This window comes from Amycolatopsis minnesotensis, assembly GCF_039529815.1.
GTDB classification, from domain to species: domain Bacteria; phylum Actinomycetota; class Actinomycetes; order Mycobacteriales; family Pseudonocardiaceae; genus Amycolatopsis; species Amycolatopsis minnesotensis.
In genome coordinates this window covers 73172-98613 of the sequence record NZ_BAAANN010000020.1, presented here as the reverse complement: position 1 = coordinate 98613, position 25442 = coordinate 73172, and the positions used below count along the sequence as shown (strand labels likewise).

The following is a 25442-nucleotide window of genomic DNA, read 5'->3' as shown; positions in this document are numbered from 1 at the left end:
GAGGGAGGGCCGGTCAGGTGAGCGCGCGGCTGGTCCGCGCGGCCACCGGGGCTCCGCCACGGCACGACTGGCCCGAGGGCGCGCGGCGCCTGCTCGAAGCGCCACAAGGGTTCCAGCGGGTGCTCGGCGCGCCGGGCACCGGGAAGACGAGCCTGCTCGTCGAACTCGCCGTCGCGCGGATCGCCGGTGGCGTCGACCCCGAGAACCTGCTGGTGCTCACCGCGTCCCGCCGCGCCGCCGACGCGCTACGCGCCGACATCACCCGGCGCCTGATCAGCGACGAGACCCCGCGCACGGTGCGCGAGCCGGTGGTGCGCACCGTGCACTCGTACGCGTTCGGGTTGCTGCGGTTGCAGGCTTCCGTCGACGGGATGCCGCCGCCGAGGCTGCTGTCCGGCCCGGAACAGGACGTCGTGGTCCGCGAACTGCTCGCGGGCGACCTCGACGTCGGCGCCTTCGACTGGCCGGAGCAGATGCGCCCGGCGCTCGCCGTGCCGGGGTTCGCCGAGGAGCTGCGCGATCTGCTGCTGCGGGCCGCCGAACGCGGGCTCGGCCCGGAGGACCTGATCAAGCTCGGCCGCAGCAGGGAGCGCGTCGAATGGGTCGCGGCGGGCACGTTCTGGCGCCAGTACGAGGAGGTCACGCTGCTGCAGGGGGCGGGGGGCAACGCGCTGGGCGTCCCCGGCTCGCCCGCGATGGACGCCGCCGAGCTGGTCTCCGCCGCGCTGCTCGCGCTCGACGCTGATCCCGATCTCGCCGCCCGCGAGCAGGCCAGGATCCGGCACCTGCTCGTCGACGACGCGCAGCACCTCGACCCGCTGCAGTACCGGCTGCTCGCCAGGCTCGGCGGCGGCGCGGCCGATTTCGTGCTCGCCGGCGACCCGGACCAGACCGTGTTCTCCTTCCGCGGCGCCGATCCGGGGCTGCTCGCCTCCGCCGATTCCGCGCGCACGCGCACCCTCACGCTCACCGAGGCGCACCGGATGAACGGCCCGGTGCACCAGGCGGTGACCGCGATCGCGAAGAGCATGGCCGGCGCGTCGAAGCACCGCGCGGCGACCCCGGCCGGCAAGGGCGAGGGCACGGTCAAGGTGCGCCTGATGCCGACACCGGCGGCCGAAGCGAGCTGGATCGCCGACCAGCTCCGCCGCGCGAACCTCGTCGAAGGCGTGCCGTGGCACGAGATGAGCGTGCTCGTGCGCTCCCCGACGCGCTCGTTCCCGGTGCTGCAGCGCGCGTTGCGGGCCGCGGGCGTGCCGATCGCGTCGGCCGTCGAGGAGCTGCCACTGTCGCGCCAGCCCGCGGTGCGGCCGCTGCTCGTCGCGCTGCGCGTCGCGGCCGAACCCGCGCTGCTCGACGCCGAACTGACCGAAATGCTGCTCTCCTCACCGCTCGGCGGCGCGGATCCGCTCGCGCTGCGCCGCGTCCGCCGTGGGCTGCGCCGGCTCGAGGTCGCCACGGGTGGTGAGCGTCCGAGTGACGAGCTGCTGGTCGAAGTGGTGCGGGACAACGATCTTCTCGGTGGTTTGGCCGACGCGGAGGCGGCGCCGGTGCGACGGGTCGCGAGCCTGCTCGCCAAGGCGCGCGAGTCGATCGCGGCCGGGCAGGGCGTCGAGCAGGTGCTGTGGGACCTGTGGCAGGGCAGCGGGCTGGAAGGGCTGCTGGCCCGGCGCGCCGAGCGGGGCGGATCCCTTGGCGCGCAGGCGGACCGTGATCTGGACGCGATCGTCGCGCTGTTCCACGCCGCGGGCCGCTACGTCGACCGGCTGCCGAAGTCGAGCGTCGCCGCGTTCGCCGAGTACCTGTCCTCCCAGCTGATCGCGGGCGACAGCCTGGCGCCGACCGCGACGAAGGGCGACGGTGTCTCGCTGCTCACCGCGCACGGCGCCGCGGGTCGCGAGTGGACGGTCGTCGCGGTGGCCGGTGCGCAGGAAGGCACCTGGCCGGACCTGCGGCTGCGCGGCTCGCTGCTCGGCGTCGAGCGCCTGGTCGACCTTTTGTCCGGTGTGGACAGTGACTCGGTTTCGGCAACCGCCCCGATCCTCGCCGAGGAACGCAGGCTCTTCTACGTCGCGGCGAGCCGTGCCCGCCGGGTGCTGCTCGTCAGCGCGGTGGCCGGCGAAGACGAGCAGCCGTCCCGGTTCCTCGACGAGCTGGACGACGGCGGGCAGGACCCCGGCCAGGATTCGCGGGTGAAGGCGCCCGGCCGGTCGCTGGTGCTCGCGGAGCTGGTCGGCGATCTGCGCTCGGCGGTGTGCGACGCCACCACGGAGCCGTCGCGGCGCAAGCTCGCGGCCCGTCAGCTCGCGCGGCTCGCCGCGGCCGGGGTGCCCGGCGCGCACCCGGATTCCTGGTACGGCATCGCGGATGCGTCCTCCGTGGACCCGTTGCACGGCGCGGGCGACGTCATCAAGATCTCTCCGTCCACTGTGGACGTTCTGGCGCGGTGCCCGCTGCGCTGGCTGATCGAGCGGCACGGCGGCAGCGATCCGGCGCAGCTCGCCGCGATCACCGGCACCCTCGTGCACGGGCTGGCGCAGGCCGCGGCCACCGGCGCCGGCGACGAGGAGCTGCGCAGGGCGCTCGATGACGCGTGGGCACGGGTCGACGCCGGCGCGCCGTGGTACTCGCGGCGCGAGCGGCGGCGCGTCGAGCAGATGGTGGCCAACTTCGTCACCTGGCTCAAGCAGAGCCGGGTCGAGCTGACCCAGCTCAGCGTCGAGCACGACATCGAGGTCGAGCTGCCAGCCAAGGAGGACGAGGTCAGGATCCGGCTGAAGGGCCGCATCGACCGGCTTGAATCCGACGGGCAGGGCCGCCCGGTGATCATCGACATCAAGACCAGCAAGGTGCCGGTGACCGCGGCGGACGCGGAGCTGCACCCGCAGCTCGCCGCCTACCAGCTCGCCGTGCTGCTCGGCGCCGTCGACGGTGTGAAGGAACCCGGCGGAGCGAAGCTCGTCTACGTGGCGAAGTCGCACAACCGGCACGGTTCCACCCTGCGCGAGCAGCCGCCGCTGGACACCGAGTCCGGGCGGAAATGGCTCGATCTGGTGCGCACCGCGGCGGAATCGGCGTCGGGGCCCGCGTACCAGGCCACCGAGAACTCCGAATGCGATCGCTGCCCGGCGCGCGGGTCCTGCCCGCTGCGCCCGGAGGGCCGCCAGGTGACCGGGCCGTGACGGGTCTCGTTTCCCCCGCCGACGTCGCCGAGGCGCTCGGCCTGCACCCGCCGACACCGGAGCAGGCCGCGGTGATCGCCGCGCCCATCGAACCCGCGCTCGTCGTGGCGGGCGCCGGTGCGGGGAAGACCGAAACCATGGCGGCGCGGGTGGTCTGGCTCGTCGCGAACGGGCTGGTGATCCCGGAACAGGTGCTGGGCCTGACGTTCACCCGCAAGGCCGCGCGCCAGCTCGGCGAACGCGTCAGGGCGAGGCTGCGGCGGCTCGCCGGTTCCGGCCTGCTCGACAAGGTCGACCCCGGTGGCGGGCGGCGCGCGGCGGTGCTCGCGGGGGAGCCGACCGTGCTGACCTACCACGCCTACGCGGGGCGCCTGCTCGCCGAGCACGGGCTCCGGCTGCCGGTGCAGCCCGGCGTCCGCCTGCTCTCGGAAACCGCGTCGTGGCAGATCGCGCACCGGGTGGTGTCCACTTGGGACAAGGACCTGGAGACCGACAAGGTGCCCCCGACGGTGACCGCGCAGGTGCTGGCGCTGGCGGGCGAACTCGGCGAGCACCTCGTCGAGCTGGACGAGCTGGCGGAGCGCACGCGATGGCTGTGCGAGGTGATCGAGCACGCGCCGAAGGGCAAGGGGCAGCGCGCCGCGTTGCCGCAGAAGCTCGCCGACATCGTTGCGGCACAACGGTTCCGGCTGGAGCTGCTTCCCCTCGTCGACGCCTACCAGCAGCGGAAGCGGGCGGAGGGCGCGCTCGACTTCGCCGACCAGATGTCGCTCGCGGCGCGGCTCGCGAGCGGGCACCCCGAGGTGGTCGAAGGCGAGCGCGACCGGTTCGGCGCCGTGCTGCTCGACGAGTACCAGGACACCGGGCACGCGCAGCGCGTGCTGCTGCGCGCGTTGTTCGGTGGCGTGGAGAACGCCCCGATGCCGGTGACCGCGGTCGGTGACCCGGCGCAGGCGATCTACGGCTGGCGCGGGGCGAGCGCGGCGAACCTGCCCCGGTTCACCACCGACTTCCCGCGCGCCGAGGGCGGAAAACTGGTGCCCGCGCGGGAGTACGGCCTGCTGACCAGCTTCCGCAACCCGCCGCAGGTGCTCGCGCTCGCCAACGGCATGTCCGAACCGCTGCGCGCGCGGGGGCTCGGCGTCGAACGGCTGCGCGCGCGCGACGGTGCCGGTCCCGCGGACATCGCGGCCGCGCTGCTGCCCGACATCAGGGCCGAACGGGCCTGGATCGCGGACGCGCTCGCCGAGCGCTGGCACGACGAGGTGTCCGCGACCGGCACTCCGCCGACCGCGGCCGTGCTGGTGCGGCGGCGGGCGGACATGGCGCCGATCGCGGCCGAGCTGCGCGCGCGGGGACTGCCGGTGGAGGTCGTCGGGCTCGGCGGCCTCCTCGACGAACCCGAGGTCGCGGACCTGGTCAGCACCCTGCGCGTGCTGTCCGACCCGCTGGCCGGCACGGCCGCGGCCCGCCTGCTGACCGGCGCCCGCTGGCGGTTCGCCGCGTCCGATCTCGCCGCGCTGTGGTCGCGGGCGAACCAGCTCGCCGGTCCGCGCCCGGGTGCCGAACCCGATCCGCTGCTGTTCGCCGAACGCGCCGAGCAGACCGGGCTCGTGGACGCGCTCGACGATCCCGGCGAGCCTTCGCGGTACTCGCCGGAGGGGTTCCGGCGCATCCAGAAGCTCGGCAGGGAGCTGACCATGCTGCGGCGAAGGCTCGACCAGTCGCTGCCGGAGCTGGTCGCCGACGTCGAGCGGACGATGCTGCTGGACGTCGAGTCGCTGGCGAGGCCGGGCAGCGCGGGCCGCGCCCACCTCGACGCCTTCGCCGACGTCGTCACGGATTACGCCGAGAGCGCGCCGACCGCGACCCTGATGTCCTTTGTGGACTACCTGGCCACCGCGGCGCACGCGGAGGACGGCCTCACCCCCGGCGAGGTGCAGGTCGCGCCGGACCGCGTGCAGGTGCTCACCGCGCACTCCGCGAAGGGCCTGGAATGGCGCGTGGTCGCGGTGCCGCACCTGGTGCGCGAGGTCTTCCCCACCAAGCGGCGCTCGTCGTCGTGGCTGCGCACGGTGACCGCGCTGCCCGCCGCGCTGCGCGGTGACGCGCAGGACCTGCCGGAGCTGCGCGTGTCCGACGGGATGGACCGCAAGGAAGTCCAAGAAGGACTCGTGCTGCACGAGGAAGGGTTCGCCGAACGCGAAGCCGAGGAAGAGCGCAGGCTCTGCTACGTCGCGCTGACCAGGTCCGAGCACGCGCTGCTGGTTTCGGGGCACTGGTGGAACGAAACGAGCGCGAAGCCGAAGGGCCCCTCGGAGTTCCTGACCGAGACCGCGGCGCTGATCAGCGAGGCGGAGGAAACCGGCGAGCCGATCGGTGTGCTCGGGGCCTGGGCCGAAGAACCCCCGCCGGACGAGGAAAACCCGCTCGTGCTGGACACCAGGACGGCGCACTGGCCGGTCGACCCGCTCGGCCCCCGCCGCGCCGCCGTCGCCGAAGGCGCCGATCTGGTGATGGCCGAGCTGGCCACGCTCGGCGAGCAGCTCGACATCTTCGGCGAGCTGGAAGAGGTCGAGGACCCCGACGGCTGGACCTCCGACACCGACGTCCTGCTGGCCGAGCGCGCCCGCGCCGCGTCCAGGACCGAGATCGTGCGGCTGCCAGGCCAGCTCTCGGTGAGCCAGCTCGTGGAACTCGCCGGGGACGCGGACGCGCTCGCCCGCCGCCTCCGCCGCCCGCTTCCGGTGCCCCCCAACACTTTCGCGCGCCGAGGCACCGCGTTCCACGGCTGGCTGGAGCACCGCTTCGGCGGCGAACGGCTGCTGGAAATCGACGACCTGCCCGGCGCCGCGGACACCGGAGAAGCCGCCGACGCCGACCTCGACGCCCTGCGCGATGCGTTCGAGAAGAGCGCGTGGGCGAACCGGACCCCGGTCGAGGTCGAGGTCCCGTTCTCCACCGACATCGACGGCACGACCGTGCGGGGCCGGATGGACGCCGTGTTCGCCGACCCCGACGGCGGCTGGACCGTGGTCGACTGGAAGACCGGCGCCGTCCCGGAAGGCGCCAAACTGGCCGCGTCCTCGGTGCAGCTCGCCGCGTACCGGCTGGCGTGGGCGGCGTTGAAGGGACTCCCGCTGGAGAAGGTGCGGGCGGCCTTCCACTACGTGCGGCAGGACCACACCCTGCGGCCGGTGGATCTGCTCGACGCCGAGGGGTTGCGGGATCTTTTGCGGGGAGTGCCTGAACGGTGACGCGGAGCGCGGCTCTCAAGATGAATGGCTGGTGAGTTGCTGTCCTTGTCGATGCCCAGGGTGGGGTCGATGGCGAGGCCGCGCGCATGCCCCGAAGGTGACCTTCGCGGCGTCAGATTCCCCCGAGGGCGCCTTCGGGGCATACGGCCCGGAGCAGGGCAGGCCACAACGGCGATATCCGCGACACTCATGCCTCCGAGGTGGTCTCTTTCGGGGCATCTGAGGCTGGAGGCAATGATCGAAGGCTAGGCCTCGTCGCGGACCTTCAGGGCCCACAGCACGAGCGGCCACTGGAGCGGGAGCCTGCCCCACGCGATCGCGCGTGCGGGGAGCGGCTTCTTCCTGCGGTCGTAGTCGATCGCCATCTTGACGTTGCCGGGCAGCACGCCGACGAAGAACAGCGCCGCCGCGAGGCCGCCGAAACGGCGGGTCCCCGTGTTGGCGATCGTGGCGGCGAGGCCCAGTTCGGCGACGCCCGATGCCTGCGTCCAGAGGCGCGGTGAGCCGGGGAGGTCGCGGGGGACCAGTGCGTCGAACTGCTTCGGCTTCGCGAAGTGCAGTGCCCCCGAGGCAGCGAGAAAACCGGCGAGCAGGAGCGCGGGACGCTTTGACATACCGTCAGTATGCCACGGGGGGATACGAGCTGTTCGGGCAAGACTCACCCGATCGTGTCAGATTTTGTGCCACCTTGACGCCGTACGAGCAGGTCAGCGCCAGCATGGCGGCGGGATCACCACGCTGAAGCGGGCGAGCGGCTGCGGCGTCACCACCACCGGCGGCACCGAGGTCGGCCACGCGGCGGGCACACCGAAGACCGGAGATCCGCGGCGCCGGGAACGCGCCGGTGAGAACCGGCGCGTTCGAAGCGCGTTGTCCTCTACGATCCCGAGCGTGAGTGACGCCTACCACCCGCGGCCGGGGGCCGGTTCATGAAGCGCATCCCGCTGGGGGAACGGCTGAGCGAGCAGCCGGACCACACGCTCGTCGGCGTCATCAAGATGCCGGAGACCTCGGTCAGCCCGATGCGGTCGATCGTCAAGCGCGTGCTCGGCGCGTTGCTGGCACTGCTGGCGACCGTGCTGATCGTCTACCTGGACCGCGACGGCTACCGCGACGCCAACGGCGACGGGCTGTCCTTCCTGGACAGCCTGTACTACTCGACGGTGTCCCTGTCGACCACCGGCTACGGTGACATCGCGCCCGCCACCTCGTCGGCACGGCTGGTCAACGTCCTGGTCATCACCCCGCTGCGCGTGCTGTTCCTGATCGTGCTGGTCGGCACCACTCTCGAGGTGCTCACCGAACGGTCACGGCAGGCGTTCCGCATCCAGAAGTGGAGGCACAAGGTGCGAGACCACGTCGTGGTCGTCGGTTTCGGCACTAAGGGTCGCGCGTCGGTCAAGACGCTGCTCGGCGACGAAGACGTCGAGCCGAACCAGATCGTCGTCGTCGACACCGACCAGCAGGCACTGGACGCGGCGAGCGCGCTCGGCCTGGTCACCGTGCACGGCTCGGCCACCCGCTCCGACGTGCTGCGGGTCGCGGGTGTGCAGCGCGCGCGGGCCATCGTGGTCGCGACCAACCGGGACGATTCGGCGGTGCTGGTGACCCTGACCGCCCGCGAACTCGCCCCGAACGCGCACATCGTCGCGTCCGTGCGCGAGGCAGAGAACGTGCACCTGCTGAAGCAGTCCGGTGCCAACCAGGTCGTCATCTCCAGCGAGACCGCGGGCCGCCTGCTCGGCATGGCCACCTCGACCCCGCTCGTGGTCGACATGGTGGAGGACCTGCTCACCCCCGAATCGGGCCTCGCGATCGCCGAGCGCGCGGTCGAGCCGTCGGAGGAGGGCGGCTCGCCGAGGCACCTGCCCGATATCGTGCTCGGCCTGGTCCGCGATGGCGAGCTGTACCGCGTCGACGCGCCGCAGGCCGACGCGATCGAACCGGGGGATCGGCTGCTCTACGTCCGCAAGGTCACCCAGGCCGAGCGCATCGAAAGCTGAGGTCGAGCACCGAGGTGGGTTTTGCCGGGGGGATCTGGAACCATATTCGTTGTGCGGCAACGAGCGGAACCCCTCAGAAGTCACGGCCAGTTGCACTGGAACGCGCTCGGGGTGGCCGCTTTCGTCGGGATCGCGATCGTCGCGGTGGCGTGGTGGCTCGGCCCCAGCCTGTTCGGCATCGCGAACGCCGAGGCCGGTGACGTCGTCGAAGCCAAGGTCACCGCGCCGGTGGAATGCGCCGGGCAGGGCGGGCACGAGACCGTGACCTTCACTCTCGGCGGCCAGCCCCGCACCGGCACGCTCGACGGCTGCGGGCACGGCAAGGACGAACGGGTCTCCATCCGCGTCGAATCCGGCGCGGGCTCCGGCACCGTCAACGTCACCGCCGCCGACACCGCGGAAGGCGCGCGCGACCTCCGCCGCCCCGTCGGCCTGTTCCTGGTAGCCCTGAGCTGCTTCGCAGGCGCCACCTACGCCTTTATCGTGCGACTGCGCTGACGGGGGCGCGGCTCCTGAGATGAGTCACTGCTGTGTGGCGGGGCGCCCCCGGCATCGCAAATTTGGAGGGCCTGGCGGCCCTGCGCACGACTTTGGACGCTCCCCGGCGCGCCGCGCGCACCGGCTGGCCGGTGGGTGGCTGGCTTTCGCATGACCACGCCTTCGGCGCGGACTGCAGGTGGGGTGGAGCGGGTGCCTCTTCTGCGGAGGGGTGGCTGCCCCAAGTCCCTGAAGGCGACCTTCGGGGACTCTGACGCCGCGAACTCGCCCCTCGTGACCGTGGCCCCTTCCTGCACCGGCCGAGCCATGCCCCGCCCGCTGCCTCCACCGACGACGTTTAGCCCGCTAAATGCACTCCGCGGCCTCCGCCTCAGCTCGCCCGCCCGCGACGTTTAGCCCGCTAAACGCACCCGGTGACCAGTGCGCCCAGCAGCCCTCGCCCGCGACAGTTAGCCCGCTAAACGCACCTGACCCCCACTTCGACCCGGCAGCCCCCGACAACGTTTAGCCCGCTAAATGCACTCCGCGGGCTCCGCCTCAGCTCGTCCGCCCGCGACGTTTAGCCCGCGAACTGCACCAGCCGCCCCATCCGGCTTCGCCTGCCTGCGTCCGCGCCGGAGGCGCGGGATGCACCCGGGCTATGCCCCGAGCGCCGCGAGGCCCGCGCCGAAGGCGCGGTCACTCCCAACCCAGCCACCCACCGGCGAGCCGACGCGCCCCGCGCGGCGGGGAGCGTCTCGGTCGGTCGCAGGGCCCCCTGGGCCCTCTGAATTTGCGATGGCAGGGCGCACCCCGCGACCAACCGGCGGGTCGAGCTGGGAGCCGCGCCCTGGCAGCGCAAATTCTGACGACCGATAAACAACACAGCGCTTACGAGACGTCAGTCGAGGAAGCCGCGAAGGTGTTGCACTTGGCGATCCGGTTGTCCTGCGCGCCGGTGCGCCACCACTGGGCGTAGTGCGCGTTGGTGCCGTGGTCGTGGCTGCCGGAGGTGTTGTCGCCGCGGGTTTCCTGGTCCTTCCACGCCTTGTCGTACATGTCCCTGGTGACGCTGCCGCCGCGGTCGACGTGGGCGCCGAGGAACATTCCGGAGAAGCACTGCGCCTGGAGTTCCTTGCGCCGCGCCATTTCCAGGCCGGTGGCGCTGTTCTGGCCGACCGCGTAGATCTGCTGCCACGCGGCGTCCATCAGGCCGGCGACCTCCTGCACGTGGTGGCCGTACTCGTGGGCGAACAGGGCGAGGTAGACGCCGGGGTTGTCGCCGTACTGGTCGGTCTGCAACCCCTTGAACGGGACGAAGAGGTTGTTTTCGCAGTAGTAGGCGGCGGTGGCGATGCCGACCTTGATGGTGCCGCAGTCGGTCTGGAAGCTCGGTCCGGTGGGGAAGTGCAGCGCGGGCGGGTGGAAGGGCAGGTGGTAGTACTCGAGGAAGGGGCCCCACGCCGCGTCGAGGCACTTGCCCGCGGCGGTGAAGAACGCTTCGGCTGATTCCTGGTCGGCGTGCCACTTCGGGAGGTCGCACGCGAGGTTCTTCAGCCCGGCGTCCGGGTCGGCGAGGATCGGGTGGTCGGCGAGCTTCAGGATCTTCTGGCCGTCGAGTGCGGGGCCGCCCGCGCCCGCGCCGCTGCCCGCGGTGGTGGTGGCCGGGACCGGTGGGGCGGAGGGGGCCGCCGCGGCCGGGGTGGTCTGCGCCGCCTGTGCCTTGTCGGCGGCGTCCTGCGCCTCCTGCCCCTTGGTGACCGCGACGTAGACGACCAGCCCGGACAGCAGGACCGCGACACCGGCGAGCACCGTCGTCATCCTGCGGTTCCGCCGCGGTGCCGCCTGCCGCGGCTGGCGGCCGGGCGGCGGCGGGGGAAGCGGTCCCGCCTGCCTCGACGGGCCGCGCGGCGGTTGCGTCATCGGCGCTTCTTCCCCTGCTGGACTCGGGCGGTCGGTGCGGCTTCGCAAAGCATAACGATCCGGCCCCGTCCTTCGCTGCGTTCGGCGGGACCGTGAATCGCCTCACCGGCGGCGTGGTTGGCTGGCCAGGCGGCGCCGCCGGAACCGAAAGTGGGACTATTCCGGCAGCACATCCGGGTGATCCACCAGCGAGCAGGGGAGTTTCCATGAGTGACCACGGGGGCTGGGCCTCGCCCGATCCCGACGGTGAGCGCGACAAGGCCGCCGGAACCCCCGGCGAGTCCGCCGAACCCGGCAACCCGCTGCCGTCCGCGCCGCCGCCACCGCAGCAGAACTGGGGCGGCGTGCCGAAGCCGGGGGTGATCCCGCTGCGCCCGCTCGCGGTGGGCGAGATCCTCGACGGCTCGATCACCACCATCCGCCGCCACGCGGGGAGCATCCTCGGCGTCTCCGCGGCGGTCGCGGTGGTCAGCGCGCTGCTGAGCCTCGCTGGCGAGCTGTGGGTGCTCGACGACCTGAACACGGTCCTCTCGCCAGGCCCCGCCGCGACGAAGGCGGAGATCGAGCGGCAGGCCATCGCGGCGCTGCCGAAGGCGCTCGGGTCGCTCGGGATCAGCGCGGTGATCACGATGCTGACGCAGACCTTCCTCGCCGGGTTCCTCACGGTCGTGCTCGGCAAGGCGGTGCTCGGCAAGCCGGTGCGGTTCTCCGAGGCGATGGCCGAAGCCAAGCCGAGGTGGCTGCCGCTGCTCGGGCTGACGATCGTCTACTCGGTGCTGGTGGCCGTGCCGTTCGTGGCCGGGTTCCTGCTCATGGTGCTGATCGGCCAGGTCGGGGTGATCTTCGTGCTGGCGGCGATCCCGCTGTCGGTGTTCCTCTACGTGCGCTACAGCCTCGCGACGCCGGCGCTGATCCTGGAGCAGGGCAAGGTCGGCACCTCGCTGACCAGGTCGGCGCGGCTGGTGACCGGGATGTGGGGCCGGGTGTTCGGCATCCTGCTGCTGGTGATGCTGATCGGGGTGGTGATCAGCCTCCTGGTCAACTGGGTGTTCACGCTGATCAGCGGTACTTCGCTGACCGCGACCACGCTGACCACGACCGCGATCGTGCTCTCCGCGGTCGGGCAGGTCATCGCGCAGACGTTCGTGACGCCGTTCACCTCCGGCGCGACCGCGCTGCTCTACATCGACCAGCGCATGCGCCGGGAGGGCATGGACCTCGAGCTGATCCGCGCCGCGGGGCAGCAGCCGCGGTGATCGGGCCGCTGTCCGCCGACGTCCCGGTCGTGATCGGCCGGGACGACGCGCGGGCGGCCGCCGAGGCGGAGCTGGCGAAGGCCGACTACCAGGCGGCGGAGCCGTCGTGGCTGGAGCGCGCCGCGCAGTGGCTCGTCGACCGGCTGGGCGACCTCTTCGACGCGGTGACGTCGTTCGTCCCCGGCGGTGGTTTCGGGCTCGCGGTCCTGCTGGTGCTCCTGGTCGTGGTGATCGTGGTGGTGCGGCTGCGGGTCGGGAAGACGGCCCGTGCCGGCGCGGTCGCGCGGCCGGTGTTCGCCGACCGCACCCGGACGGCCGCCGAGCACCGCGCGGCGGCCGGGGCCGCGGCCGCGTCGGGCGTCTTCGCGGCGGCCGTGCGCGACCGGTTCCGCGCGCTGGTGCGGGGCATGGAGGAGCGCGGCGTGCTGGACGCGCAGTCGGGCCGGACCGCGGACGAGGCGGCGGCCGAGTCCGGTCGCGCACTGCCCGGCGTCGCCGACGAGCTGCGCTGGGCGGCCGGGATGTTCGACGCGGTGCACTACGGCGGCGAACCGGCCACGGCGGCGGACTACCACCGCATGAGCGCGCTCGACGAACGCGCCGCCGCGCAACGCCCGGAGCTCGCGCGGTGACGGCGGTTTCCCCTGACGCGCGCGCGATCTGGCGTGCCGCGCGCGCACCGCTGGCGATCACCGCGCTGGTGCTCCTCGGCGGGATCGTGCTGGCGCTGGCCACCGGCGGCACTTCGCGGGGTGAGCTGGACCCGGAATCGGCCGCGCCGACGGGCTCGCGCGCGCTCGCGGCGCTGCTGCGGAACCAGGGCGTCGACGTGGTCGTCGCGGCGACCTTCGACGACGCGCTCGCCGCGGCACCCGGCTCGACGGTGCTGGTGACCGCGGGCGGGACGGTGCGGCCGGAGCGGCTGGCCGACCTACGGGACCGCGCCGCCGAAAGCGTGCTGATCGCGCCGGGACAGCCCGCGCTCGACCGCGTGCTCCCCGCGGTGCGGACCTACGGGGGACCGGACGCCGCGGTGCACGCGCCGAACTGCTCGCTGCCCGCCGCCGCGGCCGCCGGTGACGCGTTGACCGGTGGCCAGCGGTTCCTCGCGGACTCCCGCGTGACCACCTGCTACGGCGGGAGCGTCGCGTCCGTGCGGGACGCGCACCCGGCGACCCTGCTCGGCGACGGCGTGGCGCTGACCAACCAGCACCTCGGCGAGAACGGGAACGCGGCGCTCGCGATGCGGCTGCTCGGCGCCCGTCCCCGCCTCGTCTGGTACCTGCCGGTGCCGGGTGACCCCGCGTTCGCCGAAGGCCGCGAGACGATCACCGGCCTGCTGCCCGACGGCTGGGTCTTCGGCGGGGTCCAGCTCGCCGTCGCGGCGGTCGTGTTCGCGCTGTGGCGCGCGCGCAGGCTCGGCCCGGTGGTGACCGAACCGCTGCCGGTCGTGGTGCGCGCGGCCGAGACGACCGAAGGCAGGGCGCGGCTGTACCGGCGTTCGGGCGCGGCGGGGCACGCCGCGGCGATCCTGCGCGAAGCGGCGGTGGCGCGGCTCGCGACCGCGCTGTCGATGAGCGGTGACGCCGGACCCGCCGCCGTCATCGCCGCCGTGTCCGTCCGAAGTGGACTTACCGCGGCCGAGATTTCCCAGTTGCTGTACGGAGAAGGCGTGCGTGGCGATGCGGACCTGGTGCGCCTCGCGGACGATCTCGACGCGCTAGAGGAAAGGATTCGCAGATCTTGACCACCGATCAGCTTTCCGCGCGTGACGCGCTCATCGCGTTGCGCGCCGAGGTCGGCAAGGCCGTCGTCGGCAACGACGCCGCGGTCACCGGGCTCATCATCGCGTTGCTCTGCCGCGGGCACGTGCTCGTCGAAGGGGTGCCCGGTGTCGCGAAAACGCTGCTGGTGCGCGCCTTGGCGGCGGCGCTCGACCTGGAGACCACGCGCGTGCAGTTCACGCCGGACCTGATGCCGGGCGACGTCACCGGGTCGACCGTCTACGACGCGCACAGCGGCGAGTTCACGTTCCGGCCGGGGCCGGTCTTCACGAACCTCCTGCTGGCCGACGAGATCAACCGGACGCCGCCGAAGACGCAGTCGGCGCTGCTCGAAGCGATGGAGGAGCGGCAGGTCTCGGCCGACGGCACGTCGCGCGCGCTGCCCGAGGTGTTCGCGGTGATCGCGACGCAGAACCCGGTGGAGTACGAGGGCACGTACCCGCTGCCCGAGGCGCAGCTCGACCGGTTCCTGCTCAAGCTGACCGTGCCCGCGCCGTCGCGGGAGGACGAGATCGGCGTGCTGACGCGGCACGCGTCCGGGTTCGACCCGCGCGATCTGGCGGCGGCGGGCCTGCGCCCGGTCGCCGGTGCCGCGCAGCTCGCGGCGGCACGCGCGGCGGTGGCCGGGGTGACGGCCGGGCCCGAGGTGATCGGGTACGTGGTCGACCTGTGCCGCGCGACCAGGGAGCTGCCGTCGGTCCGGCTCGGGGTTTCCCCGCGCGGTGCCACGGCGTTGCTCGCCGCGAGCAGGGCGTGGGCGTGGCTGGCCGGTCGCGGCTACGCGACGCCCGACGACGTGAAGGCGCTCGCGCGCCCTGCGCTGCGGCACCGGATCGGGCTGCGGCCGGAGGCGGAGCTGGAGGGTGTGACGGCGGACGGGGTGCTCGACCGCGTGCTCGCCTCGGTCGCGGTCCCGCGCTAGCGATGGCCATCACCGGACGGGTGGGACTGCTGGCGCTGCTCGGCGTCGCGTTCGTCGGGCTCGTCATGCCTTCGGCGGCCGGGGTGCTCGTCGTCGCCGCCGTGCTGCTGCTCGGCGTCCTCGTGGATCTCGTGCTGGCCGGCGGGGTCAGGGCGCTGACCTTCGCGAGGTCGGGGGCGTCGTCGGTACGGCTCGGCGAAACCGCGGAGGTCGTCCTCGCCGTGACCAATCCCGGCCGCCGCGCGGTCAAGGGTGTGCTGCGGGACGCGTGGACGCCCAGCGCGGGCGCCGACCGGCGGCGGCACGCGCTCACCGTCCCGGCGGGCGAGCGGCGCACCGTGGTGACGACGCTGCGGCCGACCCGCCGAGGTGATCGCCCCGCGCACCGGGTGACGGTCCGGTCCGCCGGCCCGCTCGGGCTCGCCGCGCGCCAGGGCTCGCACCAGGTGCCATGGACCGTGCGCGCACTGCCGCCGTTCGAAAGCCGCAAGCACCTGCCCTCGCGCCTCGCCAGGCTGCGCGAGCTGGACGGCAGGCAGGCCGTGCTGGTTCGCGGCCAGGGCACGGAATTCGACTCCCTGCGCGAATACGTGACCGGTGACGACGTCCGCTCGATCGACTGGCGGGCCACCGCGCGGGCGGCCGAGGTGATGGTGCGGACCTGGCGCCCGGAACGCGACCGCAGTGTCCTGCTGGTGCTCGACACCGGCCGCACCTCGGCCGGGCGGGTCGGCGACGCGCCGAGGCTCGACGCCGCGATGGACGCCGCGTTGCTGCTCGGCGCGCTGGCTTCGCGGGCAGGCGACCGCGTCGACCTGATCGCCTACGACCGGGCACTGCGCGCGAGCGCGGCCGGGTCGTCGCGGGCGGATCTGCTGCCGTCCTTGGTGAACGCGATGGCGCCGCTCGAACCGGGCCTGGTCGAAACCGACGCGCGCGGCATGGTCGCCGAGGTGCTGAAGCGCGCCCACCGCCGATCGCTCGTGGTGCTGCTCACCGCGCTCGACCCGGCGCCGCTCGAAGCGGGCCTGCTGCCCGTGCTGGGGCCGCTGGTCAGCAGGCACCGGTTGCTCGTCGCGTCCGTCGCCGACCCCCGGATCGCGGAAATGGCGCGCGGCCGGGGTGACGCCGAGGCCGTGTACGACGCCGCGGCCGCCGAACGCGCGCTGGCCGAGCGACGGCACGTCGAGGGGCTGCTCCGCGGTCGCGGCATCGGTGTCGTCGACGCCGTCCCGGCGGACCTGCCGCCCGCGCTCGCCGACGCCTACCTCGCGTTGAAGGCCGCCGGGCGCCTCTAACCGGCCACCGGGAGGGTGTCGCCCGCGTACCGGGAATCCAGGTCGCCGGTTTCGCCCGCTTGCGCGGCACGCCTGCCCACGATGAACACGTACGCGAGAAAGGCTGCTTCTACGGCGATGCCGATCCCGATCCTCGCCAAGGTCGGCAGGCCCGACGGCGTGACGAAGGCTTCGATCACGCCGGACACCAGCAGCACGCAGGCGAGCCCGAGCGCCAGCACCACCACGGACCGGCCTTCCTGGGCCAGCGCGGTGGCGCGGGTGCGGTCGCCGGGGTTGACCACCGTCCAGCCGAGCCGGAGCCCCATGCCCGCCGCGACGAACACCGCGGTCAGTTCGAGCAGGCCGTGCGGCAGGATCAGCCCGAAGAACACGTCACCGCGGCCCGCCGCCGTCATCAGGCCGAGCCCGGCGGCGAGGTTCAGCGCGTTCTGGCCCAGCGCCAGCACCACCGGCACGCCGCCGAGCACCCCGAGGAACAGGCAGGTCGCCGCCACCCAGGCGTTGTTCGTCCACACCTGTGCCGCGAACGAGGCGGCCGGCCCGGTCGAGTAGTAGGTCTCGTACTTGCCGCCCGGCTCGGTCATCGCCTTGAGCTGCTCCGGCGGCGCGAGGCTCGCCCGCACGTTCGGGTCCTTCGCGATCCACACCCCGAGCAGCCCGCTCACCACCACGAACGCGGCCGCGCTGGCGAGCCACCAGTAGCGGCCCCGGTAGAGCGCCGCGGGGAAACGGCGCGAGAAGAACAGCCCGAACTCCCGCCACGCGGGGTTGTGCGTGCCGGTGACCGCCGCGCGCGCCTGCGCGACGAGCGAGGAAAGCCGGGCGAGCAGCGCGGGATCGGGCGCGCCGGACCGCGCGGCGGACAGGTGGGTGGCGGCGCGCTGGTAGAGCGTCACCAGCTCGTCCGCCTCCGGACCCCGCAGCGACCGGCCGCGTTTCGTCAGCTCGGCGAGGCGCTCCCACTCGCCGCGATGCGCGGTCACGAAGGCGTCCAGGTCCATTCGCGCAGCCTATGCGGTCACTACGCTTGCGGGGTGCGAGACGACTCCGATCTGGTCACCGGTGACGCGGTGGTGCTCGAACTCCACCTGGCGACGCTCGCGAGCCGAGGGGTGGCGTTCGTGCTCGACGCGCTCGTGCAGGTCGCCGTGCTGCTGCTGACGTTCCTGGCCCTGCTGCTGACCGGGCTCAGTGACCGATCGCTCGCCGTCGCGGTGCTGCTGTCCGTGCTGGTGCTCGTCCGCGTCGGCTACCCGGTGCTGTTCGAAGCGCTGAACCACGGCAGGACGCTCGGCAAAATGGCACTGGGGCTGCGCGTCGTCCGCGACGACGGCGGGCCGATCCGGTTCCGGCACGCGCTCGCGCGCGGGCTCGCCGGTGCCGTCGTCGACTTCGGGCCCGCGTTCGTCTGGGCCGTGGTGGGGATGGGCGTCTCGCTCTGTTCGTCGCGGTCGAAGCGGATCGGCGACTTCCTCGCCGGGACGGTCGTGCTCCGGGACCGGCTCCCGGAAACGCCGGCGCCGGTGCTCGTCATGCCGCCGCCGCTCGCGCAATGGGCTTCGCGGCTGGACCTTTCCGGCATCGACGACGGTCTCGCGCTCGCGATCCGCCAGTACCTCGGCCGCTTCCACGACCTGCGCCCCGAAGCCGCGCACGAACTCGGGCGGGCGTTCACCGCGGACGTGGTGGCCGCGATCGGCACCCCCGTGCCCGAAGGCGTGCCGGACTGGGCCTACCTCAGCGCGGTGCTCGCCGAGCGCAGCGCCCGCGCGAGCCGGGCCGCCGTGCCCGCCGTGCCCGCCGTACCCGCTGTCGCGGACAGCGCGCCCGAGCCGTCGGCGCCCGAGCCGCGTCCCGAAAACCCCTTCGCGCCACCGAGTTGATCCCCGGCTGACCGCGATGCCCCGAAGGTGATCTTCGGGGCATCGCGGTCCCTGAAGGTCACAGTGCTGATGCGCGCGCGTCGATTCGGGTGAGATGGGTAGCGGAAGTGTGGAGCCGCGCGGAGGCTTGAGTCCCTGAAGGACGCCTTGAGAGAATCTGACGCCACAATCCCGCCCCTCGCGGCGTACGAGACAGCCACGCCCATGCCCCGAAGGACGCCTTCGCAGCATCAGATTCCCTCAAGGGCCCCTTCGGGGCATGCGGCCCGGAGCGGAGCAGGCCCCGTGAAGGTCACATCCGCGGCGTGCACGTCTATGAAGGTCCCCTTGCGGGGCACGAGCGTGGACGCGGACGAAGAGGCGCGAGCCGCGAAATCCCAGCCCATGCCCCGAAGGACGCCTTCGCGGCATCAGGTTCCCCGAAGGACGCCTTCGCGGCATCAGGTTCCCCGAAGGACGCCTTCGGGGCATGCGCGGTGAGCCTCGCCCTGACCCTCACAGGAGCATCCTTCGGGGCATGGCGGGACCCCGCTGAGGCTGCGTGAGTTTCTTGCGAGGGCGGAGTTTGTGGCGCTCAGGTCCCCGAAGGTCGCCTTCGGGTACCTGACGGGGCCAGGGTATGCCCGGACCGCGTCCATCCCGATCTCCCCAGGAGCATCTTCCGGGGAATTCCGACGCCGCATACTCGGCCTTCGCGGCGCGCGAGCAGGGTGATGCTCATGCCCCGAAGGCTCCGTTCAGGGCATATGCCAGCCCCAGCCGCGCGCGAGGGGCGAGATTGTGGCGTCAGGTTCCCCGAAGGCGTCCTTCGGGGAACCTGACGCCACGGCCAGCGCCTTCAGGGACGTCAGCGCGTCCGGCTCGCTACGCCACGTCCTTGGACGAGGAGGCCCAGGTGTTGCACCGCTGGTTCCGGTTGTACTTCGAGCCGGTGCGCCACCACCCCTCGGAGTGGTCGTCACTGCCGTGGTCGCGTTGCGGCGCGCCGTGGTCGTCGCCCCGGCGGTTGCTGTTCCACGCCTCGTTGAGCATCTGCTGGTCGATGCTGCCGCCGTGGTTGGTCGCCGAGCCGAGGAACATCCCGGAGAAGCACTGCGCCTGCAGCTCCAGCCGCCGCGACACCTCCAGCCCCGCGCTCGAATCCTGGCCCGCGTTGTACCGCTGTTCGTCGGCGGCGCCCTCGATGCCGCTGAGGTTCTGCACGTGGTGGCCGTACTCGTGGGCGAACACCGCGAGGTAGATCCCAGGATGTGCGCCGCCGTTCTCGACCCGCAGCCCGGCGTAGGGCATGTACAGGGTCTGGTTCTTCGGGCAGTAGAACGCGGCGATGTTGTCGTACTCGACCGAACCGCACGGGCTCGACCAGCTCTTGCCGGACGGGCTCTGCAGGCCGGGCGACTTGAACGGCAGCCCCGCCGCGGACATCACCGGCGCCCACACCGCGTCGAGGCACGGTTTCGCGCTTTCCATGAACGCCGCGGCCGCCGACTCGTTGTTCGACCAGCGAGCGAGCTGGCACGCCTTGTTCTGCAGGCCGTAGTTGCTGTCGGCGAACAGCGGGTTGTCGGCGAGCTTCGCCACCGGCTGCGGCCCGCTCTGCGTCCGGCTCGGCGGCCCGCTCCGCGAGGTTTCGTCGGACCCGGACGAGGTCGAGGTGCCCGTCGAGGAGGACGACGAGGAAGAGCTGGACGACGACGAAGACGAACTGCTCGAGGACGCCGAACTGCTCGCGCTCGAGCTGTAGGTGTTCGAGTAGCTCGAATACCCGGCGTCGGCGCTGCGGGTCTTCTTGCCGCCGGAGGCCGCGATGATGCCGAGCGTCCCGCCGACGATCACGAGCGCGCCGACGATGCAGATCGCCACGATCGCGCCCGCCCCGGACTTCGCGGGCGGGCGGCCGAACTGCGCGGGGGCGAACTGCGGCCCGAACGGCACGGGAGGCGGCCCGAACGGGGGCGGGCCCGCGTGCGCGCCGGGACCGACCGGCGGGGCGAACACCGGGCTCGGCGGTGGCAGCGGCGCGGCACCGGGTGGCGGCGGCAGTGGCCGCATCCCACCGGGCGGGAAGGGCGCGCCACCGGGCGGGGTCGGCGGCGGACCGCCCGGCCTGCCCTGCGGCGGCCGCGGTGGCTGCTGCGGTGGTTGTCGCGGTGGCTGCTGGGGTGACTGCTGGGGCGGCTGCTGCCGGGGCCCGGGGCCGGCGGGACGGGCGCCGGGCGGCGGCAGCGGGCGCGCGCCCGGCGGCGACGGCGGACCGCCCGGCCTGCCCTGCGGCCCGTTCGGCCCCTGCGGGCCTTGCGGGCCCTGGGGCCCTTGGGGACCCTGAGGACCGTGCGGCCCGCGAGGACCCTGCGGCCCCCGCGGCCCGTTCGGGCCACGGGGCCCCGGCGGGCCTTGGTGCGGTGGCTGAGTCATGAGACCCCCGAGTGAACGGTGTTGAGGAGGTGTCGCGAAACGCGCGCGGCGCCGTCCGTGCGGCCAGTGTCGCCTGTGGACGGTCGGCGCGCGCGGGCACCCCGGTTCGGTGTCATGGCGTGTACTGGCCCCCACGGTCGGTATGCGCTGATCGGAGTGAATTCGCGTAATCGCGACCGCAGCATAAGCCGGGTGGACTATCGTCCGTGACCGTGTTCAGGAATTTGGGGGCCGCCGCAGCCGGAGTCGCCGCCGCGGCCGTGACCGCCGTGCTCGTCACCTCGGGCACGGCAGGCGCCGCGCCGCCGCCACCGCTCGGCCCCGCGCCGGGACCGTCCATGCCGGAGGTCCCCGGCCAGGACATGAGCAAGATCGACAAGCGCGAGGGCATCGGTGAGCGGATCGCGCCGCCGGGTCCCGCGATCTCGGTCGCGCTCAAGGTCCAGCGCGACGGCGCCCTGCAGGTGCAGGAGAAGGTCGTCGTGCCGGGCGGGCAGCAGCTCGAACGCCAGGTCCCGCTGCGCGTGCCCGCCGACGACGACCACGACCGCACCTACGCGGTGCGCGACGCGAAGGTGGCGGGGAACGGCACCGCGCAGGCCACCGCCGACACCTTCGTGATCAGGCTTTCCGGCGGCGAATCGACCGTCACGTACACAGTGGACGGTGCGGTCGCCGATCTCGCGGACGGCCAGCAGGTGCGCTGGCAGGTCGCCAGCGGCTGGAACGCGGACCTCGGCAAGGTCGACGCGTCGTTCATCGCGCCGGGCGGCCCCGCCACCGCGAGCGAGTGCTTCGCGGGCGCGCTCGGCTCGAACCAGCGCTGCACGCTGGCCGAGGTGGACCACACCGGTGTCGCGCGCGTCCAGCAGCTCGTCCTCAAGGCCGGCGAGCGGATGGACGTCGCGGTGGGGCTTTCGCCGGGCACGGTCCCCGCGAACGCGAAGTTCGTCGCGGTGTCCTCGGTGTCGGCCGCGTTCGGGTTCGACACCACCGGCCTGGTCGCGCTCGGCGCGGCCGTGCTGCTGCTCGTCGCGGGACTGCTTCTCCTGTGGCGCCTGCGCCGCCGTGACGCGAACGCGCTCGCGGGCCGCGCGGCGCCGGTCGAGGTGCTCGTGCGCGACGGCGAGCGGGTGTACTTCGCCTCGCCGGACGGCGTGCTGCCGGGGCAGGTCGGCACGGTCGTGGACGGCACGGTCGACGTCGTCGACATCAGCGCCACCGTGGTGGACCTCGCGGTCCGCAACTACCTGTGGATCGCGGAACTGCGCGGCCCCAACGGTTTCCTCGACTGGCAGCTGGCGCGCCGCAACGCGCCCGACGAGCACCTGCACGCCTTCGAGCGCGCCGTGTTCGACGCGCTCCTGCCCGAAGGCGCCGAGAGCGTGCTCCTCTCCGAGGTGCGCTCCGGCGGCACGCTCGTCCTCGACCCGGTTCGCGACGCGATGTACGACGACGTGGTGGCGCGGAAGTGGTTCACCCGCCGCCCCGACGCCGCCGGGCGGAACAAGCTCACCTGGGCCGGTATCGGCATGACCGCGCTCGGCGCGGTCGCCACCGTCGTGCTCGCGTTCACCGTCGGCCAGGCGCTGATCGGCGTCGCGGTGGCGCTCGCCGGGATCGGCCTGACCGTCGGCGCGAGCAAGCTGCCCGCGCGCAGCGAGCGCGGCCGGTCCGTCGCGGGACAGGTGCCCGGCCTGCTCGGCTACCTGCGCGCCGCGAAACGGGAGGACATCCCGCCGGCGGACCAGGAAATGGTGTTCTCGCGCTCGCTGCCCTACGCGGTGGTGCTCGCCGAGACCGACCGCTGGGTGCAGGCCTTCGCGGACCTCGACCCGTCGTCGGACGGCGCGCCGGGCGTCTACTGGTACGGCGGGCTCGAAGGCGATTCGGACCTGCGCCGGTTCGGACAGCACTTCCCGTCCTTCCTGACCGCGCTCGACGGGCTGCTCGCCGAGGCAGGGCACCGCCGGTCCGTCCGGCCAGAGCCCGTCCCCGCCTGACCCGGCGGAGCGCGATCGTGCGGCGAAGCGTGGTGGTGTGCGCCATCGCGGTGCTCGGCGTGCTCGCTCCCGGCACCGCGGCCGCGCAGGACGACACCCCGGTGCCCTCGCTGCCGCAGAGCGCCGAGCTGACCGTGAAGATCGGCGAGGACGGCGCGCTGCACATCGCCGAAGCCGTTTCGGTGCCGGAGAACACGGAGATGACGCGGCGGATCCCGTTGCGGCGCACCGCGGCGCACCACCGCGACCGCGTCTACGACGTGCGGGACATGGTGCTCGAAGGCTCCGGCGACGTGACGAGGACCGACGACGAGGTCACCGTGCGGCTGAAGCAGGGCACCTCGGTGCTCCGGTACACAGTGGACGGTGCGGTCGCGGAGCACGGCGGGGTGCTCACCGCGTTCTGGCGGCTGGAGGGCGGCTGGGACACCGGGCTGAACCTCGTGCGCGCGTCCGTTGCCGCGCCGTCGATCGCGAGCGCGGTGCGCTGCCAGCTCGGGCCCGAGAACGGAACCTATCCGCCGGCCGAATGCCAGGCGGCCCAGATCGACCACACCGGGCTGAGCCGGTTCAGCCAGCAGCACCTGCGCCCCGATCACGGCATGGACATCACGGTCGAGCTGCCGCCGGGGCTGGTGCCGCCGAACGAGGACCTGGAGCCGTCGAAGACCTTCGCGGGCGCCTTCGTGGTGACCTGGCCGGTCGGGGTGGCCTGGGTGCTGTTCGCGCTGCTGCTGCTCGCCGGCGGGGGCAGGGTGGCGGTGCTGCGGCGCCGCGCGTCGTCGCCGATCCGGCCGTCGCCGGTGGAGATGCTCACCGAAGACGGCCAGTTCGCCTCACCCGACGGCGCGCTGCCGGGGCACGCCGGGACCGTGCTGGCGAACCGGATGGACCCGCTCGACGTGGCGGCCACCGTGCTGGACCTCGCCGTGCGCAACTACCTGTGGGTCAGCGAGGTGCGCGCCGAGGACCGCGAAATCCCGGACTGGCTGCTCGTCCGCCGCAACGATCCCGACGATCAGCTCACCGGCTACGAGCGCGCGGTGTTCGAACTGGTCTTCGGGACCGAAGACGCCGGGCCGGTCCCGGTGTCCGCGCTCGCCGCCCGCGGCGGTGATCTCGGCGGCGTCCAGGACGCCCTCTACGCCGACGTGGTGCGCCGCCGCTGGTTCTCCCGCCCGCCGGACCGGCCGTCGGGCAGGCTCGCCAAGGCCGGGCCGCGGATCGTCGGCTACGGGGTGTTCCTGACCTTGCTGCTCGCGTGCACCGCCGGGTACGCCCAGCTCGGCGTGATCTTGGCGCTGGCGGGCGGTGCGCTCGCCGTGGCGGGCCGTGTTCTCCCAGCGCGAACGGCACGCGGCCACGCACTCGCGCGCAGGCTGCGCGGCCTCGCCGACCAGGTGCACGGCACGCGCGCGAAGGGCGTCCCCAAGCTGGAACGGGACGTGGTGTTCTCGCGCGGCCTCGCCTACGCGCTCGCGCTGGGGGAGGCCCCGGCGTGGCTCGCGGCGTTCGGCCAGCTCAAGCGGGCTCCGGCCGTCTACTGGTATGTCGCCGAGAAGGATGCACAAGCGCTCGCGGGCGTCGAGGAGTTCATCGGCACGCTGAGCGGGGCTTTCAGCGTCTCAGCCAAATTGCGCAGGACCCGCGCGCTCGGCGGCGTCGTGGCCGAGCGCGTGCTGGTGCGGCGGGCCGGGCGAACGCGGTAGGACCGCCACGCGGCCGCGTGCTTGGTCGTAGGGTGGGGCGCATGGCCGCACCCGACCTCACCAGGTACACCCTCGACAACGGCCTCCGCGTGGTGCTCGCGCCGGACCCGACCGCACCGGTGGTCGGCGTCAGCGTGCACTACGACGTGGGCTTCCGCTCCGAGCCCGAAGGGCGCACGGGATTCGCGCACCTCTTCGAGCACCTGATGTTCCAGGGGAGTGAGAGCCTCGAAAAGCTCGCCCACTTCCGGTACGTCCAGTCCAGCGGCGGCACCTTCAACGGCTCGACGCACCCGGACTACACGGACTACTTCGAGGTGCTGCCCGCCGCCGCGCTCGAGCGCGCGCTGTTCCTCGAGGCCGACCGGATGCGCGCCCCGAAGCTCACCGCGGAGAACCTCGCGAACCAGATCGACGTGGTGAAGGAGGAGATCCGGCTCAACGTGCTGAACCGGCCCTACGGCGGGTTCCCGTGGATCCTGCTGCCGCCGGTGCTCTACAAGACGTTCCCCAACGCGCACAACGGCTACGGCGACTTCACCGATCTCGAACAGGCGTCGCTCGAAGACTGCGCGGCCTTCTTCGACACCTACTACGCGCCGGCGAACGCGGTGGTGACCGTGGCGGGCGACTTCACCGTCGACCGCGCACGCGAGCTCATCGAGCGCCACTTCGGCGACGTGCCCGCGCGCCCGAAGCCGCCGCGCCCGTCGTTCGCCGAGCCGCTGCCCGCCGGTGAGCTGCGCGGCGAGCACCTCGACCCGCACGCCCCGCTGCCCGCGCTCGCCGTCGGCTACCGGATGCCGGACCCGATCAACGACCTCGACGGCTACCTGGCGAACCTGGTGCTCGGCGGTGTCCTCGGCGACGGCGACGGCGCGCGGCTGCAGCAGCGGCTCGTGCACCGCGAGCCGCTGGTCACCGACCTCGGCGCGGGTGCCGGGCTGTTCGGCCCGTTCGAAGCGCGCGACCCGGACGTCTTCACCATCACCGCGATCCACACACCCGAGGTCGAGCCGGACCGGATCCTCGGCGCACTCGACGAGGAGCTGGAGAAGCTCGCCGCCGCCCCGCCGGACGAGCAGGAGCTGGCGAGGGTCACCGCGCGCTGGGCCGCCGGGCTGCACTCCGAGCACGACAGGCTCGTTTCGCGGACGCTCGCGTTCGGCTCGTTCGAGCTGCTCTACGACGATCCGGCGCTGGTCGCCACCCTCGCCGACCGGATCGCGGCGGTGACCTCGGACGACGTCGTGGCCGCGGCCAAGGCGCTGCGCCCCGACTCGCGCGCGGTACTGGTGGTCAAGCCCGAGCAGGAAGGCAAGTGAGC

At 73.1% G+C, this 25442-nt stretch carries 17 protein-coding genes; 13 read left to right on the top strand and 4 right to left on the bottom strand.

Features of this window, described 5'->3' with window-relative positions; translation table 11 throughout:
• Positions 1–17 precede the first annotated feature (17 nt).
• Together ABD256_RS24625 and ABD256_RS24620 are read left to right on the top strand one after the other, a co-directional pair.
• Positions 18–3182 (top strand): ATP-dependent helicase, encoded by a 3165-nt coding sequence (locus ABD256_RS24625; protein ID WP_344423327.1) that lies wholly within the window; start codon positions 18–20, stop codon positions 3180–3182.
• Entirely contained in the window at positions 3179–6439 is a 3261-nt protein-coding gene (locus ABD256_RS24620; RefSeq protein WP_344423324.1) for an ATP-dependent helicase, read from the top strand. The genes ABD256_RS24625 and ABD256_RS24620 overlap by 4 nt, the downstream gene beginning before the upstream one ends.
• A gap of 245 nt (positions 6440–6684) precedes the next feature.
• Here the strand turns inward: ABD256_RS24620 and ABD256_RS24615 are convergent, their stop codons facing one another.
• Entirely contained in the window at positions 6685–7053 is a 369-nt protein-coding gene (locus ABD256_RS24615; protein ID WP_344423321.1) for a DoxX family protein, read from the bottom strand.
• A gap of 315 nt (positions 7054–7368) precedes the next feature.
• On the opposite strand from ABD256_RS24615, the gene ABD256_RS24610 reads away from it, so the two are divergent.
• Both ABD256_RS24610 and ABD256_RS24605 read left to right on the top strand, forming a co-directional pair.
• On the top strand, positions 7369–8442 hold the full coding sequence (locus ABD256_RS24610; protein ID WP_344423318.1) for a potassium channel family protein: 1074 nt from the start codon (positions 7369–7371) through the stop codon (positions 8440–8442).
• 90 nt (positions 8443–8532) lie between these two features.
• Positions 8533–8940 carry a hypothetical protein gene (locus ABD256_RS24605; protein WP_344423316.1) on the top strand — a complete coding sequence of 136 codons (408 nt, stop codon included), beginning with the start codon at positions 8533–8535 and terminating at the stop codon, positions 8938–8940.
• A gap of 870 nt (positions 8941–9810) precedes the next feature.
• Here ABD256_RS24605 and ABD256_RS24600 read toward each other — a convergent pair.
• Complete coding sequence (locus ABD256_RS24600) at positions 9811–10842, bottom strand: neutral zinc metallopeptidase (RefSeq protein WP_425546514.1); 1032 nt, start codon at positions 10840–10842, stop codon at positions 9811–9813.
• Positions 10843–11048: 206 nt separating this feature from the next.
• Here ABD256_RS24600 and ABD256_RS24595 point away from each other — a divergent pair, with 206 nt between their 5' ends.
• Genes ABD256_RS24595 through ABD256_RS24575 form a run of 5 tightly spaced genes read left to right on the top strand, consistent with a single transcriptional unit; the run spans position 11049 to position 16102 of the window.
• The gene (locus ABD256_RS24595) at positions 11049–12098 is read left to right on the top strand and encodes a DUF7847 domain-containing protein (protein ID WP_344423313.1); all 1050 of its coding nucleotides are present in this window, start codon (positions 11049–11051) and stop codon (positions 12096–12098) included.
• Positions 12095–12730 (top strand): DUF4129 domain-containing protein, encoded by a 636-nt coding sequence (locus ABD256_RS24590; RefSeq protein WP_344423310.1) that lies wholly within the window; start codon positions 12095–12097, stop codon positions 12728–12730. The genes ABD256_RS24595 and ABD256_RS24590 overlap by 4 nt, the downstream gene beginning before the upstream one ends.
• Positions 12727–13845, top strand: coding sequence for a DUF4350 domain-containing protein (locus ABD256_RS24585; RefSeq protein ID WP_344423307.1), 1119 nt, complete (start codon positions 12727–12729; stop codon positions 13843–13845). The genes ABD256_RS24590 and ABD256_RS24585 overlap by 4 nt, the downstream gene beginning before the upstream one ends.
• Positions 13842–14804, top strand: a complete 963-nt coding sequence (locus ABD256_RS24580) for an AAA family ATPase (protein ID WP_344423305.1) — start codon at positions 13842–13844, stop codon at positions 14802–14804. Before ABD256_RS24585 ends, ABD256_RS24580 begins: the two co-directional genes overlap by 4 nt.
• Positions 14805–14806: 2 nt before the next feature.
• Positions 14807–16102 (top strand): DUF58 domain-containing protein, encoded by a 1296-nt coding sequence (locus tag ABD256_RS24575; protein WP_344423303.1) that lies wholly within the window; start codon positions 14807–14809, stop codon positions 16100–16102.
• On the opposite strand, the gene ABD256_RS24570 is transcribed toward ABD256_RS24575, so the two are convergent.
• Positions 16099–17106 carry a stage II sporulation protein M gene (locus ABD256_RS24570; protein ID WP_344423300.1) on the bottom strand — a complete coding sequence of 336 codons (1008 nt, stop codon included), beginning with the start codon at positions 17104–17106 and terminating at the stop codon, positions 16099–16101. The genes ABD256_RS24575 and ABD256_RS24570 overlap by 4 nt on opposite strands.
• Positions 17107–17139: 33 nt before the next feature.
• Between ABD256_RS24570 and ABD256_RS24565 the strand changes: the two genes are divergently transcribed.
• Positions 17140–17988: an RDD family protein gene (locus tag ABD256_RS24565; RefSeq protein WP_344423297.1), complete on the top strand. Its 849-nt coding sequence runs from the start codon at positions 17140–17142 to the stop codon at positions 17986–17988.
• A gap of 864 nt (positions 17989–18852) precedes the next feature.
• Here the strand turns inward: ABD256_RS24565 and ABD256_RS24560 are convergent.
• Positions 18853–20040 (bottom strand): neutral zinc metallopeptidase, encoded by a 1188-nt coding sequence (locus ABD256_RS24560; protein ID WP_344423294.1) that lies wholly within the window; start codon positions 20038–20040, stop codon positions 18853–18855.
• 575 nt (positions 20041–20615) lie between these two features.
• Here ABD256_RS24560 and ABD256_RS24555 point away from each other — a divergent pair.
• The 3 genes from ABD256_RS24555 to ABD256_RS24545 are packed head-to-tail and all read left to right on the top strand — an operon-like array spanning position 20616 to position 25440.
• Positions 20616–22406 carry a DUF2207 domain-containing protein gene (locus ABD256_RS24555; RefSeq protein WP_344423291.1) on the top strand — a complete coding sequence of 597 codons (1791 nt, stop codon included), beginning with the start codon at positions 20616–20618 and terminating at the stop codon, positions 22404–22406.
• Positions 22407–22423: 17 nt separating this feature from the next.
• A complete protein-coding gene (locus tag ABD256_RS24550) occupies positions 22424–24115 on the top strand; it encodes a DUF2207 family protein (protein ID WP_344423288.1) in 1692 nt (563 codons plus the stop codon).
• Positions 24116–24156: 41 nt separating this feature from the next.
• Complete coding sequence (locus tag ABD256_RS24545; protein ID WP_344423286.1) at positions 24157–25440, top strand: M16 family metallopeptidase; 1284 nt, start codon at positions 24157–24159, stop codon at positions 25438–25440.
• Positions 25441–25442: the final 2 nt, after the last annotated feature.

Excerpts from the sequence above, each read along its gene's own strand:
- ABD256_RS24600 (WP_425546514.1), bottom strand. The coding sequence starts at position 10,842 with ATGACGCAACCGCCGCGCGGCCCGTCGAGGCAGGCGGGACCGCTTCCC.
- ABD256_RS24610 (WP_344423318.1), top strand. The coding sequence starts at position 7,369 with ATGAAGCGCATCCCGCTGGGGGAACGGCTGAGCGAGCAGCCGGACCAC.
- ABD256_RS24545 (WP_344423286.1), top strand. The coding sequence starts at position 24,157 with ATGGCCGCACCCGACCTCACCAGGTACACCCTCGACAACGGCCTCCGC.
- ABD256_RS24595 (WP_344423313.1), top strand. The coding sequence starts at position 11,049 with ATGAGTGACCACGGGGGCTGGGCCTCGCCCGATCCCGACGGTGAGCGC.
- ABD256_RS24575 (WP_344423303.1), top strand. The coding sequence starts at position 14,807 with ATGGCCATCACCGGACGGGTGGGACTGCTGGCGCTGCTCGGCGTCGCG.
- ABD256_RS24560 (WP_344423294.1), bottom strand. The coding sequence starts at position 20,040 with ATGCGGCCACTGCCGCCGCCACCCGGTGCCGCGCCGCTGCCACCGCCG.
- ABD256_RS24570 (WP_344423300.1), bottom strand. The coding sequence starts at position 17,106 with ATGGACCTGGACGCCTTCGTGACCGCGCATCGCGGCGAGTGGGAGCGC.
- ABD256_RS24615 (WP_344423321.1), bottom strand. The coding sequence starts at position 7,053 with ATGTCAAAGCGTCCCGCGCTCCTGCTCGCCGGTTTTCTCGCTGCCTCG.